The organism is bacterium (genome assembly GCA_023230585.1).
GTDB lineage: Bacteria > Ratteibacteria > UBA8468 > B48-G9 > JAFGKM01 > JALNXB01.
The window spans coordinates 37096-53655 of record JALNXB010000003.1; the positions used below are offsets into that span (position 1 = coordinate 37096).

Genomic DNA, 16560 nt, shown 5'->3' on the forward strand with positions numbered 1-16560 from the left:
GTTGCAAAAACTTCTATGTATATCAAGTAATCTTCACCTTTAAAATTATTCTTTATCTGGACCTAAAATTCCGTAATCCCAAGGGGTACCTTTCTTATCTACCTGCGGAGTAGAAGGAAGTTGTCCGGGCTTAAATTTTTCAGCAATCTGAATGCTTGCTTCAACAATCTTATCTCCTGCTCCTTCCTCAAGATTGGAATAACTTGTGAGAATAGTCTCATACCCTCCACCTGTAGATGAAAAGGCTTTTTTATCTGGAACATAACCAACACCTCCATTGGCAAGTTCCACAACAAAAGTAAGAGGGAACAATGAAGATTTTTTTATTTTCAGACCAAGGTTACAAAAAAACTCAGCAGGGTTAGCAAGGAACACAACAGGGCCTACTTGTATACCTTGAACTTCAACTTCTTTAATAGGCTCTTTCTTGACAAAATAATCTGCTATAAGTAACTCTTTCGCAAAAGTCCATTCTGTATCAAACCTATTATTTTTCAACCCATCTTCAACAATTTTCAAACTTTTTGCAAGACGTTCTTTTGAAGGCTTTCTTCTTTTAAGTTCTAAGAATTTTTGAGCGAAAGATACAGGTGAACAATCGCCTTTTTCAGCGGTAACCATAACCTTGATAACTTCTGCTGCAACACGAGTACCCACAAAATCAGCGTATTTTTCCCCAAACTCTCTCTCCGACATAGACAAGTTGTTAACCTGAGTAACATCTCCGCTTGCTCCATTAAGAAAAACTACAATAGAATCTTTACCCATTGCTCCTTGAATTCTTTTTTCTAAAAAATATATCCAATCAGCCGTGACCGCTCCGTAGTTGGTTGTTCCGTGGCAGGCATAATTTACAACGGTACCAAGAAGGTTACCTTTCATATCCCAAGCCGCAATAACGCCAACTTCTGGGTCTATAGGACCTGCAAAATCTATTATATCAGGATTACCTTTACCAGGGTGTGTATACGCCCTTCCCTGTTTCATTTTTACCCGACGGTTAAAAGCAACCTTATCTTCATAACCAGAACCGCAAGAAAGAACCGCTTCTTGCCTTCTTGTGTAAGCTTCACATATAGCTGTAACTGTTTGCCCGATTAAATATTCATAATATAGGGAATCTGTTACAGTTGAATGTTTTGAAATAAGAGTTTTAATTGGTTCAGGAACATCTGCATACTCATCTTCTCTAAGCCCAAAAAAAGGACCTCCTGCGTGAGTATGAGAAGCACCCATAAGTATAGCCCCTGCTTTTATACCTGTCCGTTTCTCTACCTCTTGCCTAATAATTTTAACAGGTTCAGCCGATTGTATAATGCAACTATCAATACCAACCAGAGCAACAGATTCTTTTCCACTTGAAAAGACCGCAGCCCTAACCTTAAGATTATCCCTATAACTTTTTACGTAACTTTTACCGTAACCACCGGGTTGTTCCATTCCAAGAGAAGGGGTTATATCTGATTCGTAAAATCCAGCTTTCATTTTGTTATCTCCTATAATAAATATCGAGGTTAATAACTTGTTCTACTTTTAAGTTGTTTATAAAAAGTATTTATTTAGCAAACTTTATAAACCCAGCATTTTCAACTCGCCATATAGATGTCCCCGTTGCTACCCAAGCAAACCAGTCAGTTTTCTTGTATGCTCCCATATTAAACGCCAACTGCTCAACTTCTTTCAGATCGATCCCTAAAGACTTAAATGGTATCTTCACCTCGGCAGTCCAGACCTTATTCTCATCATCAAGTACAACCCTCTTATATTCTATGTTTTTTTCTATCTCTGCAACATCTTTATAATTCATTTTAAAAAGATTGTTCACTCTATATTCACCATCATAAAAGAAACTCATTGTATATATTGGTCCTGTAACCATATCATCAGACCACCAACTACTTGTCTGTGAACTATGCTGGCTCTCAATAGCAACCTCAAAAAGCGGTGAATGTTTCTTCATTCGGGTAAGCATACCTTCTTTAAACGGATCAGGATCGTTTTTTATCGCTATATACAGATTCTCATTATCGTGTAACAGCCATACATAACTTTTAGCACCCTCTACCTGCTCTCCTTGAAACTGCTGTTCAATAACCATTGCTTTTTTTATATCAAGGTTACCCCACTCTTTAACATCAAGTTTACCATCTATAGTTACAGGGTTTTTCCTCACAGGGATTGTATAGGTAGAAGGAGATTTAACCCGCTTTAACGGAACAAGTATCGTCTTAGAAAGTTCGTCCATAGGTTTCCAGTCTGTATAGTAATATTTACCTATATCTTCTTGGCTTCTACTGATAGGCCAACTTGCCCTTAAACTGCTTTTGTATACACCTATACCATCCATAGTTATTGGTTCTGCTCCTGTTAACCCATATACAGGAGAACCGGGCCTGATTGCTAAATCTCTACCTTCCCTATCAAGAAAGAGAGGCTCATCTCCATCCCAGTTATTCTTGACTATATTATGCTCCTTTGCACCTCTGGAGAATGTAATAAACGGTCCACCTGTATTGATATTCCTTTCAATAAAGTTGTTCTGAGACAAACCTATAGGCCGTTCTCTGTAGAGCATATCAAACAATTGCGGATATCGATAACTCCAGGGCGGTTGTTTGTACCTAACATAAGCTAAACGTTGTGAAGCAAGATGTGATATAGTTCTATACTTTGGAGTTTCATCTTGGTTATAAAAAAGTGCCGACCTGTCCCCTTGAGATATGGCTCTTGCCTCAGAATCTATAAATACGTTATTCTCAATACGGTTTTCCGGCTGTGCATTAGAGACTCCATTAGGAATTCTATAGAAGAAATTTTTCTCTATCACAAGTCCGCCATTGATAGCATCAATATGTATCGCATTAAGTCCCTGGTTAGTATTCGGTGAAGAATGGGTACTTATATGATGAAAATAGTTGTTCCTTATAACCGTACCCCTGCTCATCAGATACCACGGTTCTCCGTATATATATATTGAGCCTAACTCTCTACCTTCATAAACAACGTCGTGCATCTCATTAAACTCAACTATATGGTCGTTAGCATTAAAGTATATACCTTGCATTGGTGAATCGTGTATAACGTTATGAGATACTATCTGACCTACCCCATCTATCCTAACACCCTGCCTGTAACCTCCATCAAACCGGTTAAACCTGTGTATGTGGTTATTGATAACAAGGTGTCTTGCTGGAATCAGTTTTTTTCTGAAAGGTGTTGTTTTACTTCTACCACCTAAAAAATCTAAAGAAACCCCTCCTTCACCTGTATCAAAAATATCACACCCAACAATAGAGTGTTCAAACCCGCCGTTTATATTAACTGCCCATTCCCCCACATTCTTTATTGTGCTTGCAACTATATAGTTGTTCCTACCTCTCTTTATCTCTATACCGTGGGTACGGGTTGCTTCAAAAGTAACACCAAAAAATATAATGTAAGAAGTTTCATCCATACTTATCAAAGAAGTGCTCAACATAGAGGCTATGACTTCGCTATTTTCAATCTTATCAGGTGGATAAATATAGAGTTTCCCTGTTTCTCTATCTACATACCATTCTCCAGGGGTATCAATCTCACTTAACAGGTTATATACATAATATGGAGTATCTTTACTTATCGGCACACTGTAAAGTGGATAGGTTTCGCCCCATCTTGTGTCGTAATATGTATTTATAACCTTGTTTTTTGTGTCTATTGATTTTAGTTTTACGTGGTCTTTAGAATATACATAATGCCAGAATCCATGTAACCATACATCCTTTTCTTCCAACCACCTCTCTGGCCTGTCCCCCGAATAGACAAATCCTGCCTTTTGAAACTCTCCCCTACCAACACCATCAACTCTAAAAAGGCCAGCAACCCGTGCGTGCCCCTCATTAGGCCAACGGGCAAGCCGCATTGGAGCCCCGTTAAAGAAGAGTTCCATAGCTCCCGGAACATCTCCTCCGTGTCCACCTCTGTTTAAAAGTTCTCCGTAATCTGTTATCCCTTGAGATTTTAAGTCAGCAGTCCAAACCTTACCCTTGGATTCTTCAGGTAAACGCTTAATAATAGCAGGGTCGGTAAGAAGTTTAAACCCTTTTACTTGCTTACCTCCAATAATACGAACTTTCTCGTTAGGGTAACTTCTATATACAATAGGAGAGTTTTCTGTGCCTGAATCTTCTTTCCCAAAAGAGATGCTCTTATCTATAAAGTATCTTCCTTCCCTAAGATAAACAGATATTCCTCCGGCTGGTATTCCACCGCTTGCTTTGATTTTTCTAACCTCTTCCTGTGCCCTCGTAATGGTTGCAAACGGTCTTGCCTTTGTGCCAGAATTTGTGTCTGCGCCTTTAGGGGAAACATATATAAACCTTTTAGGACTTTCTATCAATTCCTCTATCTTTTTATCCCGACTCTTTATCTGAGAACCGTCTTTCAGGTCTTCTATCTCTTCCAACCTGTTACGTAAATCGAGCCGGTACCCTTCATGTGGCAAGGGAAGGCTCTCCTGTTCTACCAATAGCCGTTCATATATCTTTCTTGCTTCTGAATATTTTTTTTCGTCCCTAAATGTATCTCCAATTTTCTTATAAGAAGTAAACAGGTGATGCTCAAGAGCGTCATCTGTTTTTATAATTTGGTTATACAATTCTCTTGCTTTAATATAATTTTTCTGTTCAATATATACTTCTGCCTGCTGAAAAAGACCATATATACGGTAATAGGTAGATAGATTTGGGATTGAAAATATTTCGTTATACGTTTTATGCACATTAGCATAATCTTTCTCTTTCCTATATGATTCCGCTATATTAAAAAAAGATAGTTCCTTACCATAACTCGCTAACCCTTTAAGTTTTTCGTATTCTACTCGAGCTTTCTTATAATCGCCCGCCTTAATATATGTATCGGCTCTCATAAAAACATCGTCTTGAGAAACCCCAGAAGGTCCCCTACCGAGAACAGAGACCTCTTCCTCACTTAAAACCCTGTTATATATAACAACTTCATCTATATCAAGTTTGAGAGAACCAACTCCATGTTCAGAAAACCCTATCTTGAAAGGATAATCTGTTTTAACATACTCTCCTGAAAACTTGTTGACCTGTTGAGCTTTTCTATCAACCATCTCTGTCATAACCTGTTCCACAAATTTCCCGTTAACATACATTTTCATTTGGTTACCGTCCCAGGTCACCACAAGATGGTGCCAGGTGTTGTCAGGTAAAGGTGTTTTGGTAAAAAGGTTGGCAGAACCAACTGGTTGCCCAATAGAGAAACGTATACTTAAATCACGCTCGTAAGCTGTAATAATACGCCACCCTCTTGTGTACCCTGAAACTCCCAAAATAGTACCATCCTGCCTTTTCATTGCTGCCACTATGCTTCCCGGACCTTGCCTTCTAAACCATACCTCAACACTAAACTGCTTGTCTTGTATGTTGTACGCCTCTCCTTGATAAAACCCTCTATCTAAACTTACTGCTTTTTTTTCTGGCCACCTACCTTCTATTACTTTTAAATCGTTAAACTCTTCTTTGGTGGCAGGGTCCTTATAAGGAACAAACTTTAATGTTTTTCCTTCTTTACCTAAATCAGTTACCACGCTTTCAGAATCTTTAACGTCTTCAAATGTGTAGTACCTCATAACTGTGGCATCTTTAATTAATGATTCTCTTCTTTTTAACCATTGAGAGTATCCTTGGTTTTCGCTACAAAGAGTACAACTCAAGGATATGCAAAAAAGAGATATATAACCGAATATTTTTGACATAATTCACTCCTTTAGGTTGTATATAAATTCACAGTGTACATTTAATTAAATTCTGTTAAACATATTGATACGGGAATGCTCCCCATTCAGATAAGATTTGCGGTTCAATATTGTAAAACTTTCCTATAGCTATTCTTTTTACATTTTCAAGTTCAATATCTCTGGCTAAAAAATAGAAAAACAGTGGTTCCATACCGTATGGCACAATCCTTACACGGCTAAGGTACCCCATCAAAACTTTGAACCTTTCTCTATCAAAAATATCTATTTCAATAGGAACATCTATATTTTTATAAACGTTTTTTACTGTTTTCCATAAAACTTCTTCTTTCAAAAAATGCTCTTTCTTTATATTTCCACCATCTATAAAATTTTCCTGTTCAAGATGTTTACCGGTAAGTCTCTTATGCATAAATAAAGAAATATTAGAAAAATCTATCTCAATTTGCAGAAAATAGTTTATCATAGAAGATTTTTGAGTTTTTAAGAGAAGACCTGCTACCTCATAGTAAGATTGTTTTAAAGATAAAGATATTTCTTCAAAACTTTTATCTTTTAGTTTATTAAGAATAGAAAGTGCAGGTTTAAGAAAAGCCGGTATATTCTTATGGTTATTTGTTTTAAAAGATGCCTGAAGTATTTTGTAGTTTACAATTGAATAATCAGAAAAGTTTTCGTTCTTTCCGTTAGCAACAATATTTAGGTTATGATAATCATATTTTAAAACAAAATATTGGTATAAAGGGATAGGAAGATTTTTTTTAGACTCTTCAATTAGGATAGTTTTTTTGTTATTAAATAGTTCAGTAAGAGTTTCAATAGTTTTGATATTGTTAGGAATCTCATAAGGAGATTTTTCAAGGATAGTACTAAACTCGTTAAAATCTCGAGATAGAACCAATTTTTCTATTCTATCTGCCCTCAAAAAATGTTTCTCAAGAGATTTTATACGGCTACTAACGGACAAAATATTCATTATATCTCCTTCAAGATACTAAAATCTTTCAAGAGAAGAGGCAATTGGTTAGGGTTATATACAGCTACAGCAGGATGATACAGCACAACGATTTTTATCCTGTTAAAAATATCCTCAGATTTTTCAAAAACTTGCCCGTGGAGACTACTTATAGTACCTTCAACTTTTATGTCAAACTTGTTAAATATATTCTTAAAAGCGTGCCTACCAAGACAACAGATAACTTCGGGGTTTATAATCTGTATCTGTTTTTCAAAAAACTCTTTACAGTTTTCAACCTCTTCATCTTGTGGGTCCCTATTCTTAGGAGGTCTACATTTTATAATGTTTGTTATATAGATTTGGTTTCTTGTAAGTTGTACAGATTCAAGAAGAGTATCTAAAATATTTCCAGCTTTCCCGCAAAAAGGGATACCTGTTTTATCTTCGTTAAAACCGGGAGCTTCACCCACAAAAAGTATTCGAGTATTTACATCCCCTGCACCAAACACAACATTATTTCTTGTTTGCCAGAAATTGCACCTTTTACAACCTACCGCTTCCGCTTTAAGTATCTCTATTTGTTTTATTTTTGTCATTATCTTCAAAAAGTTCTTTACCAATTTTTTCTCTTATGTATCCCTCTATAGATTGGCTAAACCGTTCCCAATTAAAGAGAAGTTTCCAGTTTTTTCCTTCCAAAAGAAAAGAATCGGTAATATTAGCGTCTTTTACAATCTTCGCACCTTCTATATTTATATCAGAAGACGCCTCTGGAACTTTTATAACCAAATTTTTCTCTTCAACATCTTTCAGAAGACCAGTAATAATACTGGTTATATTCTCTTTTATGAAAAGATTGAACTTTTTTTTCAGTCCATCCATAACCTCTTTTATCAATACATTTTGAAGTAGAAGCAACTCTTTTTCTTTCTCAAGCCGAAAAAGACCTACCTCGATTTCTTTTTCTTTATCTATATTTTCTTTCGCAGATAAAAGTTTTACTTCAAACTCTTTAGTAATAAGTTCTTTTCTTTCTAATAGAGTTTTTTCAAGTTTTTCAACTGCTTTTCTTATAGTTTCTTCTGATTTAGTTTCAGAGTCCAAAATAATTTTTTCTGTGAGTCGTTTTACCATTTTACTTTTTAATATTTAAAGGGTTATTGAAAAGAGTAAAAATATTGAAACAACAAGAGCCAAAATAGCGTACGTTTCAACCAAAGCTCCATATACCAACGCTCTCATACTTGCCTCTGGTTGTTTAGAAGCAACGGCTATACCCGCCGCACAAACCTTACCTTGGTGTATTGCTGAAAAAAGACCTGATACCGCAATTGGTATACATGCAACAAGTATCTGCAACCCTTTTACTACATCTACAACTGCAACATCAGCGCCCCCAAGGATACCAACCTTTATAAGTACAAGGAAACCTGTTAAAAACCCGTAGATACCTTGAGTCCCTGGCAAAGCAACCAGAAGAAGCATTATCCCAAATTTATCTGGCTCTTCAGACAAAACTCCGTTAGCCGCGGTTCCCGCGTACCCTATACCTATACTTGAGCCAGTTCCACACAAAAATACTGCCAAAGCAGCACCCGCAAGCGCATAAATCATACCCAGTTCCATTTAATTGCCTCCATTTACGAATTTTTAGCCTTAATCTTTTTAAGCAAGGCAGGTACGACTTCAAAAACATCTCCTACTATACCCACATTAGCTACCTTAAATATAGGAGCGTCAGGGTCTTTGTTTATTGCTATAATATAATCTGAGGTTTGCATACCTGCAAGATGTTGTATTGCACCTGATATACCGCAAGCAATATAGATTTTAGGTTTAACAGTTTTACCTGTCTGACCTACCTGGTGTGGGTATGGCATCCACCCTGAATCAACAGCAGCCCTTGAAGCTCCCACAGCTCCACCAAGAGCATCTGCCAGTTCTTTAATAATAGCAAAGTTCTTAGGGTCTTTAAGCCCCCTACCACCAGAAACTATAACCTCAGACTCTTGTAAATCAACAATATTGTCAATTTTTTCTCTACCACAAAATGTAACCTTATTTTTTATTTTTGACTTATCAAGTTCTTCAACAACAACTTCTGCTTTTCCTGATATTAATGGTGCATCATCAAAAACTTTAGGTCTTATTGTTGCCATTTGAGGTCTATGGTTTTTACATATTATCTTTGCCATAAGGTTACCCCCAAAAGTTGGTCTTGTCTGCAACAATAGTTTTGTCTCTTCATCAATGTCTATGCCTGTACAATCGGCTGTTAAACCGGTCTTAACAATGGCCGCAACCATAGGAATAAAAGCTCTACCCATCATTGTTGCACCAGCAATAACAATATTAGGAGTATATTTTTCTATAAGTTGTGCCATAGCAAAAGCATAAGGTTCCTCTTGAAAATAATCTAAAGCAGGGTCGTCAATAACATAAACCTTATCAGCACCTCTTTTACCAAGTTCTTCAACTAAACCAGTAACATTGTTACCTAAAATTATACCAGACACCTCTTCATCAAGACTCTTTTTAAGTTTAAGAGCCCCGTTTAACATTTCAAGAGCAACCGAAGATAGTTGCCCGTCCCTACTTTCAGCAAAAAACCATATACCTTTATAATGGTCAATATTGGTTTTAAAGTCTTCTTTTTCTTCTTTATAGAGAGCGTCTTCAGGGCAAACCTTAACACATAAACCACATAAGGTACAGTTTTCGTTTATATATAGCCTACCATCTTTTATTTCAATTGCTTCAAAAGGACATTCGTTAATACATTCCTTACAGAGAGTACATTTTTCGTATATTATTTTTACCATAGCCATTTTACACTACCCCCAAATCTTCAAGTTCTTTATATAAAGCCGATGCAAGTTCTTCTGGCTCTCCTTCAACTTTTTTTCCTTCTTTCTGCAACTGTTCAGTCCAAACATCAACAACTCTTGTTGGAGAACCTTCCTGCCCAAAATTGCATTTTTCTCCTTCTACATCGCAACAACGACAAAACCCTACCTCAGCCTTTTTTGCTTTCAACATACCTTTAAGAGAAGGTATCCTCGGTTGGTTGATTTCTTTAATAACTGTTATAAGAACTGGTAGTTCTGCTTTTAACTCTTCATAATGGTCTTCCATAAGACGCACACAATGTATCTGACCAGAAGAGATATCTATTATTTTGCTCACATAAGTAATATATGGAATACCAAGGTGATAGGCAGTTTCTGGTCCAACCTGCCCTGTACTACCGTCAAGAGTCTCTCTACCACACAGTATAATATCAAAATCTTTCAATGTTCTTATACCACAACTTAATATATAAGAGGTTGCGAGAGTATCGCTACCTGCAAATTCCCTATCACTTAACAGAAGTGCTTCATCAGCCCCCATAGATATAGCCTCCCTAAGAGCTTTTTCTGCCTGAGGCGGTCCCATAGATACAGCCGTGACCTTACCTCCAAACTTCTCTTTTATTCTAACTGCTTCTTCTATTGCGTAAGTATCATAAGGATTTATAACACTTTCAACGCCTTCTCTTACAATCCTGTTGGTTTCAGGATCTATTTTTACTTCAAAAGTATCAGGAACCTGCTTAATGCAGACAATTATATTCATATACAAATCCCCTTGTAAACGAGTTTTAGAATAAAAACTCTTCTTTTTCAAGTTTCTCTTTATTTAGAAAATTTATTATAGCACAAAAAGAATATATTTTAAAAAGTAACCTCTACTATACTCATACCTGTTAGCACCAACTGTTTACAAATTACCAGTCGTTTAAAAATCATTCAATTGGAACTATATTAAATAGATACTCTTCTTGGCTTGCCATTACAGCCAAAATTTCATACCTGTACGGTTTATCAGTTTTTGATTTAAAAAGATAATATTGAGACGCTTTGAAAAGGTGCTTTTTCTTTCTATTAGTAACCGCCTCTTCCGGGTATCCAAATTTTAAAGAACTTCTTGTTTTGACCTCAATAAAAACAATCTCTTTTTTATGTTCAGCAATAATATCTATCTCACCAACACGAGTCTTAAAATTCCTACAGATAATCTTATAACCTTGTCTTTTTAAAAACTGTGCCCCTTTTTCTTCCCCTTTAGCGCCTAACTTCTGTTTATCCATCAAAAATTATTTAGCTTTTTTTCTAACGTAGTACATCTTTGCTCTTGGAGCCATTCTATTATTTTTACGTGTTTTAGTAATTTCTATCTTAACAACGTTCGGAGAATAAAGCATAAAAGTTCTTTCAACACCTTCACCATAAGAGATTTTTCTTACTGTAAAAGTTTGTCTCATCCCGCTACCTTTTTTACCAATGCATAACCCATTAAAGACCTGTATTCTCTCTTTTTCCCCTTCTTTAATTTTTACGTGAACAGAAATATCGTCACCTGGCCAAAACATTGGCACCTCTTTATCAGGGATTAACTCTTTTTCAAGTTCTTCGATTTTTTTAATCATTGTTTTCTCCTTTTTCAAAAACTTATATGTTTTCCTGTCTGAGCAGAAAGATACGCTGCATCTATAACCATCATAGTATCAAGAATTTTTCTACCACTCGAAATGGGTTCAAATTTTTCTCTTATAGCTCTTACAAAATGGTCAACTTCTTTAGTATACGGACTTACATCTGTTTCGGCTTTTTCGCAAACCCCAGACGGAAAATATTTTAGTTCTCCATCTTTACCAGCAGAACAAGCCCCTTTAACTATAACTGTGGATTCACTCCCTAAAATTTCAAGATTGTTAGAAGAACCCTTTTCTCTATACGAACCTTGAGCTATTCCCAAAATACCGTTATCAAACTCAATCATAACTATAGAACCACTCTCAACAACAGAGCCTTTTTCTGTCTGTAAAAAAGCTGTAACTCTCTGTGGTTTACCAAAAAGGTATACAAGAAGGTCTATACAGTGAGAATTAACATTCATAATCTGCCCACCACCTGACATATTCTTGTTCTCTCGCCAACCATCAGAAAGAAGCCCACCTGGAATATTAAAAGACCAAATTGCCCTTGCAGAAGATATTCTACCGAGTTTACCTTCTGAGATTACCTCAGCAGTTCTTATGTTGCACGCCTTAAAACGTAAATGGTGTGCAACCATAAAAGTAACCCCTGCCTTATCACACATATCCACCATAAGACGTGATTCGACCATATTAAGAGCCATAGGTTTTTCACAAAGAATATGTTTACCTGCCTCTGCTGCTGAAATAACATTAGAACAATGTAAATTGTTGGGAGTAGCCAACAACACAGCTTCTATCCGACTATCAGAGAGCATCTCTTCATAACTTTTGTAACATTTTACATCTGGTTCCACAGAAGCAAGTTTGCCACATCTATCTTTATTTTTATCATAAACACCAGAAATCTCTGCATAGTTAGAGGCTTTTATACCTGGCTGATGAAACTTCTCTGCAATAGCACCATACCCCACTATGCCAATCTTTAATTTCATCAAATATTCTCCTTATCTGACCTTTTTAGATATTTCTTATAAAGTTCTGGTTTTCTTTCTTTTGTTCTTTCTAAGGCTTGTTGTTGACGCCATTCTTCTATTTTTTTATGGTTGCCAGACAGAAGAACATCAGGCACCTTCATTCCTCTAAATACTTCTGGTCTTGTGTAGCAAGGCCAGTCCAGAAGTCCTTCAAAAAAACTCTCATAAGAAAAAGACTCTTCAGGTAAAACTCCCTGAAGGAGCCGAACAACTCCTTCTGTTACAACCATTGCAGGCAGTTCTCCGCCGGTCAAGATGTAATCCCCAATAGATATCTCTTCATCACAGATAGATGTTACCCTTTCATCTATACCTTCATAATGCCCGCAGATTATAATTATCCCTTCCTCTTTACTAAACTCTTTGGCTTTATTCTGAGTAAAAAGAAGACCCTGAGGAGTAGTCAGTATTACTTTTGCATCATTATTCTCTTTCTTAATTTCTTCTACAGCTTTAAAGATAGGCTCACATTTAAAAACCATACCTTTCCCACCACCATACGGAGCATCATCAATTTTTTTATGCCTATCTGCAGGGTCAGCAAAATCTCTTAAATTCCATATCTTAATATAAACTAATTTTTTTTCTCTTGCTCTACCTATTATGCTACTTTCCAAAGGAGTAAACATCTCTGGAAAAATAGTTAATATATCGATTCTCATTTATCAACATTAGCTGGAATAAATATACCTTTCTTCTTCATCAAACTTTTAACCGTAGGTGAAGGTTTCGCTCCAACACTAAACCAGTATTGAACTCTATCTTCTTTAATTTCAATTACCTTTTCCTTTGGTATAGGGTCGTAATGTCCCAATATTTCAAGAACATCTCCTCTCCCATCTTTCTTTTTACTTATTGCCACAATTCTAAAAAATGGCCTATTTTTTTTACCTTTTCTTACTAACCTTATTGTTGCGGACATATTTATTTTTCTCCTTTCTAATATTTTTAAATAACAAAAACACAGGTTAAACTATTTTTAACTTTAATAGAAAACCTGAGACTAAAAAATTATTGTACAACTACTAACCTACCTCCTCTACCTTTCCACTTTCAAGAGACTTATGAACAGCAACACCTATTTTTGTTGCTTCAAGCCCGTCTTCTCCTAAAGCAGTTATCTCCTTTTTTATATCATTAAGAGTTCCACCTTTTCTAAGACGTTCAAGATTATACACGAAATCTGCAATACTTTCAATACCGTAACCTAAATATTTTATTCCTCCTGATTTATCGCTTTCTTCATATATAAAAGCAGGATTATATGTCATAACACCAGATTTCTCATAAAAAACCCTTGTTCCTCTGTCTTGACTGTCGCACTCAATAACACCTTTATCACCTACAAGTTTAAAACCTTGGTTAACAATCGATTCAAATTTTTCAGGAAAAATCCATGATACATCAAAATTTATTATAACCCCATTTTTAAACTCTATCATACTGGACACAAAATCATAGGTATCTATTCCCAAACTTTTTAACCTAACCTTACTACCTTTAGCATAAACGGTCTTTCCATCACTACCTATTAGCCACCTCATAAGATCAAAAAAATGTACCCCAAGAAACCATACTGGAGAACTTTGAGCAGCCCAAGAAACAAACCAATCTCGAGGTACCACTATCTTATCTTCCATATAAGCGTACCCGTATTTCAAGGTACCGGCTTTGTTCTTCTCTATATCTTTTTTGACAGCCAGATGGAAAGGGTCAAACCTTTTATGAAAATCTACTTGTAGCAGAAGTTTATTCTTTTTACAAACCTCTATCATTTCCTGGCACCCCTCAACTGTTATATCAAGAGGTTTTTCTACAAAAATATGTTTCCCTAAATTGGCTGCATATAAAACAGGCTCTCTATGGAAAGGGTCTGGTGTAGCAATCGCAACAGCGTCAACATCTTTTTCAGACAACAACATCTCTTTATAATCCAGATATCCCTTTTTTCCGTATCTCTTAGATTGACTTGCAAGTAGATGGGGGTCTATGTCGCACAGTGCAACAAGTTTACATCTACCCTGCTTTTCCATTTGAGAAAACGTGTTCAAAATATTGGTGCCAAACCTTCCTGCCCCAATAACAGCCAGTTTAACCATTAACTTCTCCCATTTTTAACTATTTTCTGCCAAATTCAACAAGCTACCCCACACTTTCTATAACAAAAAAACACACTTCGCACTTATTTTAACCCCGCACCTATTTAAAATTAAGCATATCTTAAAAGACAAGATTACTAGAAGGGAAAGCTCCATCCGTTGTAATATATATTCGAAGATTCCTTAACCCTATCTCATCCCCAGGGATAGGAATATGAGTAAAATGAGCATCGCAACCTGAAAGTTCGTTAAGTTTTGCCATAGCAACCTCAGCTGAAGGATTTGTTGCCGCAGAAAAACTTAATACTATCAAAGTTTCCGCAAGATCAAGAATTTCGCTTTTAAGGTTCAGAATATCCCTTTTCATAGTGGCAATATTCTCTATTACGTGTGGTGAAAGAAGATGTATCTGGTCAGGTATACCTGCCAAATATTTTATAGCGTTAAGTACAAGGGAGGAAGCAGCACTCATCAAACAAGAATTTTTTCCTGTTATGATAGTATCATCTTTTAATTGTAAAGCAGCCCCCCAACTTATTTTCGGAAGATTTATTCTGTTTTTCCTTTCCTCAGAAGCAGCTTTTCTTGCTGGTTTTACAACCAACCTATCCTCTATTTTAGTTCCACATTCTTCCATTAGAAGAATCGTCTTATCAACAATCTCTTTACCTCCAACGCCAAGTATAGATTCATACCTATGCCTAAAATATCTTCTTATAAGTTCCTGTTGAGCCGCCTGCCTAACAAGACTATCATCTATAATTGCTGCTCCAACACGGTTAACCCCCATATCAGTAGGAGAAGAGTAAGGTATCTGCCCGTTTGTTATCTTTTCAAGAATCCTTTTTAGTACAGGAAAAATTTCAACATCTCTATTATAATTAACAGTACTTTTTCCGTAAGTATTAAGATGAAACGGGTCTATAACATTGGCATCGTTCACATCTACTGTTGCTGCTTCGTAAGCAAGGTTTACTGGGTGTTTTAAAGGAATATCCCATACAGGAAAAGTTTCAAATTTAGCATATCCCGAACGTATTCCTCTCTTATGGTCGTGGTAAAGTTGAGACAAACAGGTTGCCAGTTTTCCGCTTCCAGGACCAGGACCTGTCACCACAACAACAGGGTTGTTCGTCTTTATATAACTGTTTTTACCGTAACCTTCCTCACTCACAATAGTTTCTATATCTGTGGGATACCCTTTTGTAGCAGAATGAAGATATACAGTAATATTATGGTTCTCAAGTCGTTTTTGAAAATTTATAGCTTGTGGTTGGTTATCAAAACGTGTTATAACCACCCCAAGAATATCTAACCCATAATCTCTAAGCCCGTCAATAAGTTTTAGAGTATCTACATCATAAGTAATCCCAAAGTCTCCCCTAATATGCCCTTTTTCTATATCTTCAGCATAGATACAAAGTAGAATATCTATCTTATCTTCAAGTTGTTTCAAAAGTTTAATCTTGACGTTAGGGTCGTACCCGGGCAAAACTCTGGCAGCGTGGTAATCATAAAGAAGTTTCCCGCCAAACTCTAAATAGAGTTTCCCTTCAAACATATCTATACGTTTAAGGATTTCTTTGCTCTGCTCTTCAAGATACTTTTCATTATCAAAACCTATACCAGTAATCATACCTTCTCTCTTATTTGTAAATTTTTTCAACATCATCAACTATCTTTTCAATCGTAGCAAGACGACCTGTCCCTTTCTTGCCTGACGCAAGTTCCCCTGCTTCTGGTTCAACAAATAGATATCCAACCTTTTTTAACTTCTCTACATTTTCAGAAAGGATTTTATTATTCCACATATTGTCGTTCATAGCAGGCGCAAAAATCACTTTCCCCTGAAAAGCAATAATCGTGCTGGTCAATAAATCATCACACACGCCAGAGGCAAGTTTTCCTATCACATTTGCGGTGGCTGGAGCTACAAGAATAATATCCGCAAATTCAGATAAAGATATATGGCTTATATCGTTAGAGGTGTACGCTTCTTTTGAAAACATATCCAAGTATACAGAATTTCCAGAAAGGGTTGCAAGGGTAAGAGGCGTAATAAAATGAGAAGCCGCCTTTGTCATAACAACCTTGACATTCCACCCTCTCTTTTTCAACTGCCTAACTATTTCACAAGATTTATAAGCAGCAATAGAGCCACAAACCCCAACTACCACATTTTTTCTCATTAGCAACTCCTTAAAATTAGAAACCCCTCCTAAATACAC

At 36.3% G+C, this 16560-nt stretch carries 16 protein-coding genes; all 16 read right to left on the minus strand.

The window, feature by feature from the left end; translation table 11 throughout:
• Window positions 1–45 precede the first annotated feature (45 nt).
• On the minus strand, window positions 46–1485 hold the full coding sequence (locus M0P98_01345; GenBank protein ID MCK9265522.1) for a hypothetical protein: 1440 nt from the start codon (window positions 1483–1485) through the stop codon (window positions 46–48).
• Window positions 1486–1555: 70 nt separating this feature from the next.
• The gene (locus M0P98_01350; protein MCK9265523.1) at window positions 1556–5761 is read right to left on the minus strand and encodes a right-handed parallel beta-helix repeat-containing protein; all 4206 of its coding nucleotides are present in this window, start codon (window positions 5759–5761) and stop codon (window positions 1556–1558) included.
• Window positions 5762–5816: 55 nt separating this feature from the next.
• Window positions 5817–6737, minus strand: coding sequence for a V-type ATPase subunit (locus tag M0P98_01355; protein ID MCK9265524.1), 921 nt, complete (start codon window positions 6735–6737; stop codon window positions 5817–5819).
• Window positions 6737–7315, minus strand: coding sequence for a uracil-DNA glycosylase (locus tag M0P98_01360; GenBank protein MCK9265525.1), 579 nt, complete (start codon window positions 7313–7315; stop codon window positions 6737–6739). The genes M0P98_01355 and M0P98_01360 overlap by 1 nt, the downstream gene beginning before the upstream one ends.
• Window positions 7284–7853 carry a hypothetical protein gene (locus M0P98_01365; protein MCK9265526.1) on the minus strand — a complete coding sequence of 190 codons (570 nt, stop codon included), beginning with the start codon at window positions 7851–7853 and terminating at the stop codon, window positions 7284–7286. The genes M0P98_01360 and M0P98_01365 overlap by 32 nt, the downstream gene beginning before the upstream one ends.
• Before the next feature lie 15 nt (window positions 7854–7868).
• On the minus strand, window positions 7869–8345 hold the full coding sequence (locus M0P98_01370) for a V-type ATP synthase subunit K (GenBank protein MCK9265527.1): 477 nt from the start codon (window positions 8343–8345) through the stop codon (window positions 7869–7871).
• Window positions 8346–8359: 14 nt separating this feature from the next.
• Window positions 8360–9541 (minus strand): FAD-binding protein, encoded by a 1182-nt coding sequence (locus M0P98_01375; protein MCK9265528.1) that lies wholly within the window; start codon window positions 9539–9541, stop codon window positions 8360–8362.
• 7 nt (window positions 9542–9548) lie between these two features.
• Complete coding sequence (locus tag M0P98_01380; GenBank protein MCK9265529.1) at window positions 9549–10334, minus strand: electron transfer flavoprotein subunit beta/FixA family protein; 786 nt, start codon at window positions 10332–10334, stop codon at window positions 9549–9551.
• Window positions 10335–10503: 169 nt separating this feature from the next.
• The gene (locus tag M0P98_01385) at window positions 10504–10848 is read right to left on the minus strand and encodes a YraN family protein (protein ID MCK9265530.1); all 345 of its coding nucleotides are present in this window, start codon (window positions 10846–10848) and stop codon (window positions 10504–10506) included.
• A gap of 6 nt (window positions 10849–10854) precedes the next feature.
• A complete protein-coding gene (rplS, locus tag M0P98_01390) occupies window positions 10855–11184 on the minus strand; it encodes a 50S ribosomal protein L19 (GenBank protein ID MCK9265531.1) in 330 nt (109 codons plus the stop codon).
• Between the two features lie 17 nt (window positions 11185–11201).
• The gene (locus tag M0P98_01395) at window positions 11202–12191 is read right to left on the minus strand and encodes a Gfo/Idh/MocA family oxidoreductase (protein MCK9265532.1); all 990 of its coding nucleotides are present in this window, start codon (window positions 12189–12191) and stop codon (window positions 11202–11204) included.
• Window positions 12191–12895: a tRNA (guanosine(37)-N1)-methyltransferase TrmD gene (gene trmD, locus M0P98_01400; GenBank protein ID MCK9265533.1), complete on the minus strand. Its 705-nt coding sequence runs from the start codon at window positions 12893–12895 to the stop codon at window positions 12191–12193. The genes M0P98_01395 and trmD overlap by 1 nt, the downstream gene beginning before the upstream one ends.
• Window positions 12892–13155: a 30S ribosomal protein S16 gene (rpsP, locus tag M0P98_01405; GenBank protein ID MCK9265534.1), complete on the minus strand. Its 264-nt coding sequence runs from the start codon at window positions 13153–13155 to the stop codon at window positions 12892–12894. Before rpsP ends, trmD begins: the two co-directional genes overlap by 4 nt.
• 103 nt (window positions 13156–13258) lie before the next feature.
• Complete coding sequence (locus M0P98_01410) at window positions 13259–14332, minus strand: Gfo/Idh/MocA family oxidoreductase (protein ID MCK9265535.1); 1074 nt, start codon at window positions 14330–14332, stop codon at window positions 13259–13261.
• Between the two features lie 121 nt (window positions 14333–14453).
• On the minus strand, window positions 14454–16004 hold the full coding sequence (locus tag M0P98_01415) for a DUF1846 domain-containing protein (GenBank protein ID MCK9265536.1): 1551 nt from the start codon (window positions 16002–16004) through the stop codon (window positions 14454–14456).
• Window positions 15979–16521: a hypothetical protein gene (locus tag M0P98_01420; protein MCK9265537.1), complete on the minus strand. Its 543-nt coding sequence runs from the start codon at window positions 16519–16521 to the stop codon at window positions 15979–15981. Before M0P98_01420 ends, M0P98_01415 begins: the two co-directional genes overlap by 26 nt.
• Window positions 16522–16560: the final 39 nt, after the last annotated feature.

What these genes read in the sequence shown, in the direction of transcription:
- trmD (MCK9265533.1), bottom strand. Translation starts at nt 12,895, where the DNA reads ATGAGAATCGATATATTAACTATTTTTCCAGAGATGTTTACTCCTTTG.
- M0P98_01370 (MCK9265527.1), bottom strand. Translation starts at nt 8,345, where the DNA reads ATGGAACTGGGTATGATTTATGCGCTTGCGGGTGCTGCTTTGGCAGTA.
- M0P98_01360 (MCK9265525.1), bottom strand. Translation starts at nt 7,315, where the DNA reads ATGACAAAAATAAAACAAATAGAGATACTTAAAGCGGAAGCGGTAGGT.
- M0P98_01375 (MCK9265528.1), bottom strand. Translation starts at nt 9,541, where the DNA reads ATGGTAAAAATAATATACGAAAAATGTACTCTCTGTAAGGAATGTATT.
- M0P98_01410 (MCK9265535.1), bottom strand. Translation starts at nt 14,332, where the DNA reads ATGGTTAAACTGGCTGTTATTGGGGCAGGAAGGTTTGGCACCAATATT.
- M0P98_01395 (MCK9265532.1), bottom strand. Translation starts at nt 12,191, where the DNA reads ATGAAATTAAAGATTGGCATAGTGGGGTATGGTGCTATTGCAGAGAAG.
- rpsP (MCK9265534.1), bottom strand. Translation starts at nt 13,155, where the DNA reads ATGTCCGCAACAATAAGGTTAGTAAGAAAAGGTAAAAAAAATAGGCCA.
- M0P98_01380 (MCK9265529.1), bottom strand. Translation starts at nt 10,334, where the DNA reads ATGAATATAATTGTCTGCATTAAGCAGGTTCCTGATACTTTTGAAGTA.
- M0P98_01365 (MCK9265526.1), bottom strand. Translation starts at nt 7,853, where the DNA reads ATGGTAAAACGACTCACAGAAAAAATTATTTTGGACTCTGAAACTAAA.
- M0P98_01420 (MCK9265537.1), bottom strand. Translation starts at nt 16,521, where the DNA reads ATGAGAAAAAATGTGGTAGTTGGGGTTTGTGGCTCTATTGCTGCTTAT.
- M0P98_01350 (MCK9265523.1), bottom strand. Translation starts at nt 5,761, where the DNA reads ATGTCAAAAATATTCGGTTATATATCTCTTTTTTGCATATCCTTGAGT.
- M0P98_01385 (MCK9265530.1), bottom strand. Translation starts at nt 10,848, where the DNA reads ATGGATAAACAGAAGTTAGGCGCTAAAGGGGAAGAAAAAGGGGCACAG.
- M0P98_01355 (MCK9265524.1), bottom strand. Translation starts at nt 6,737, where the DNA reads ATGAATATTTTGTCCGTTAGTAGCCGTATAAAATCTCTTGAGAAACAT.
- M0P98_01345 (MCK9265522.1), bottom strand. Translation starts at nt 1,485, where the DNA reads ATGAAAGCTGGATTTTACGAATCAGATATAACCCCTTCTCTTGGAATG.
- M0P98_01415 (MCK9265536.1), bottom strand. Translation starts at nt 16,004, where the DNA reads ATGATGTTGAAAAAATTTACAAATAAGAGAGAAGGTATGATTACTGGT.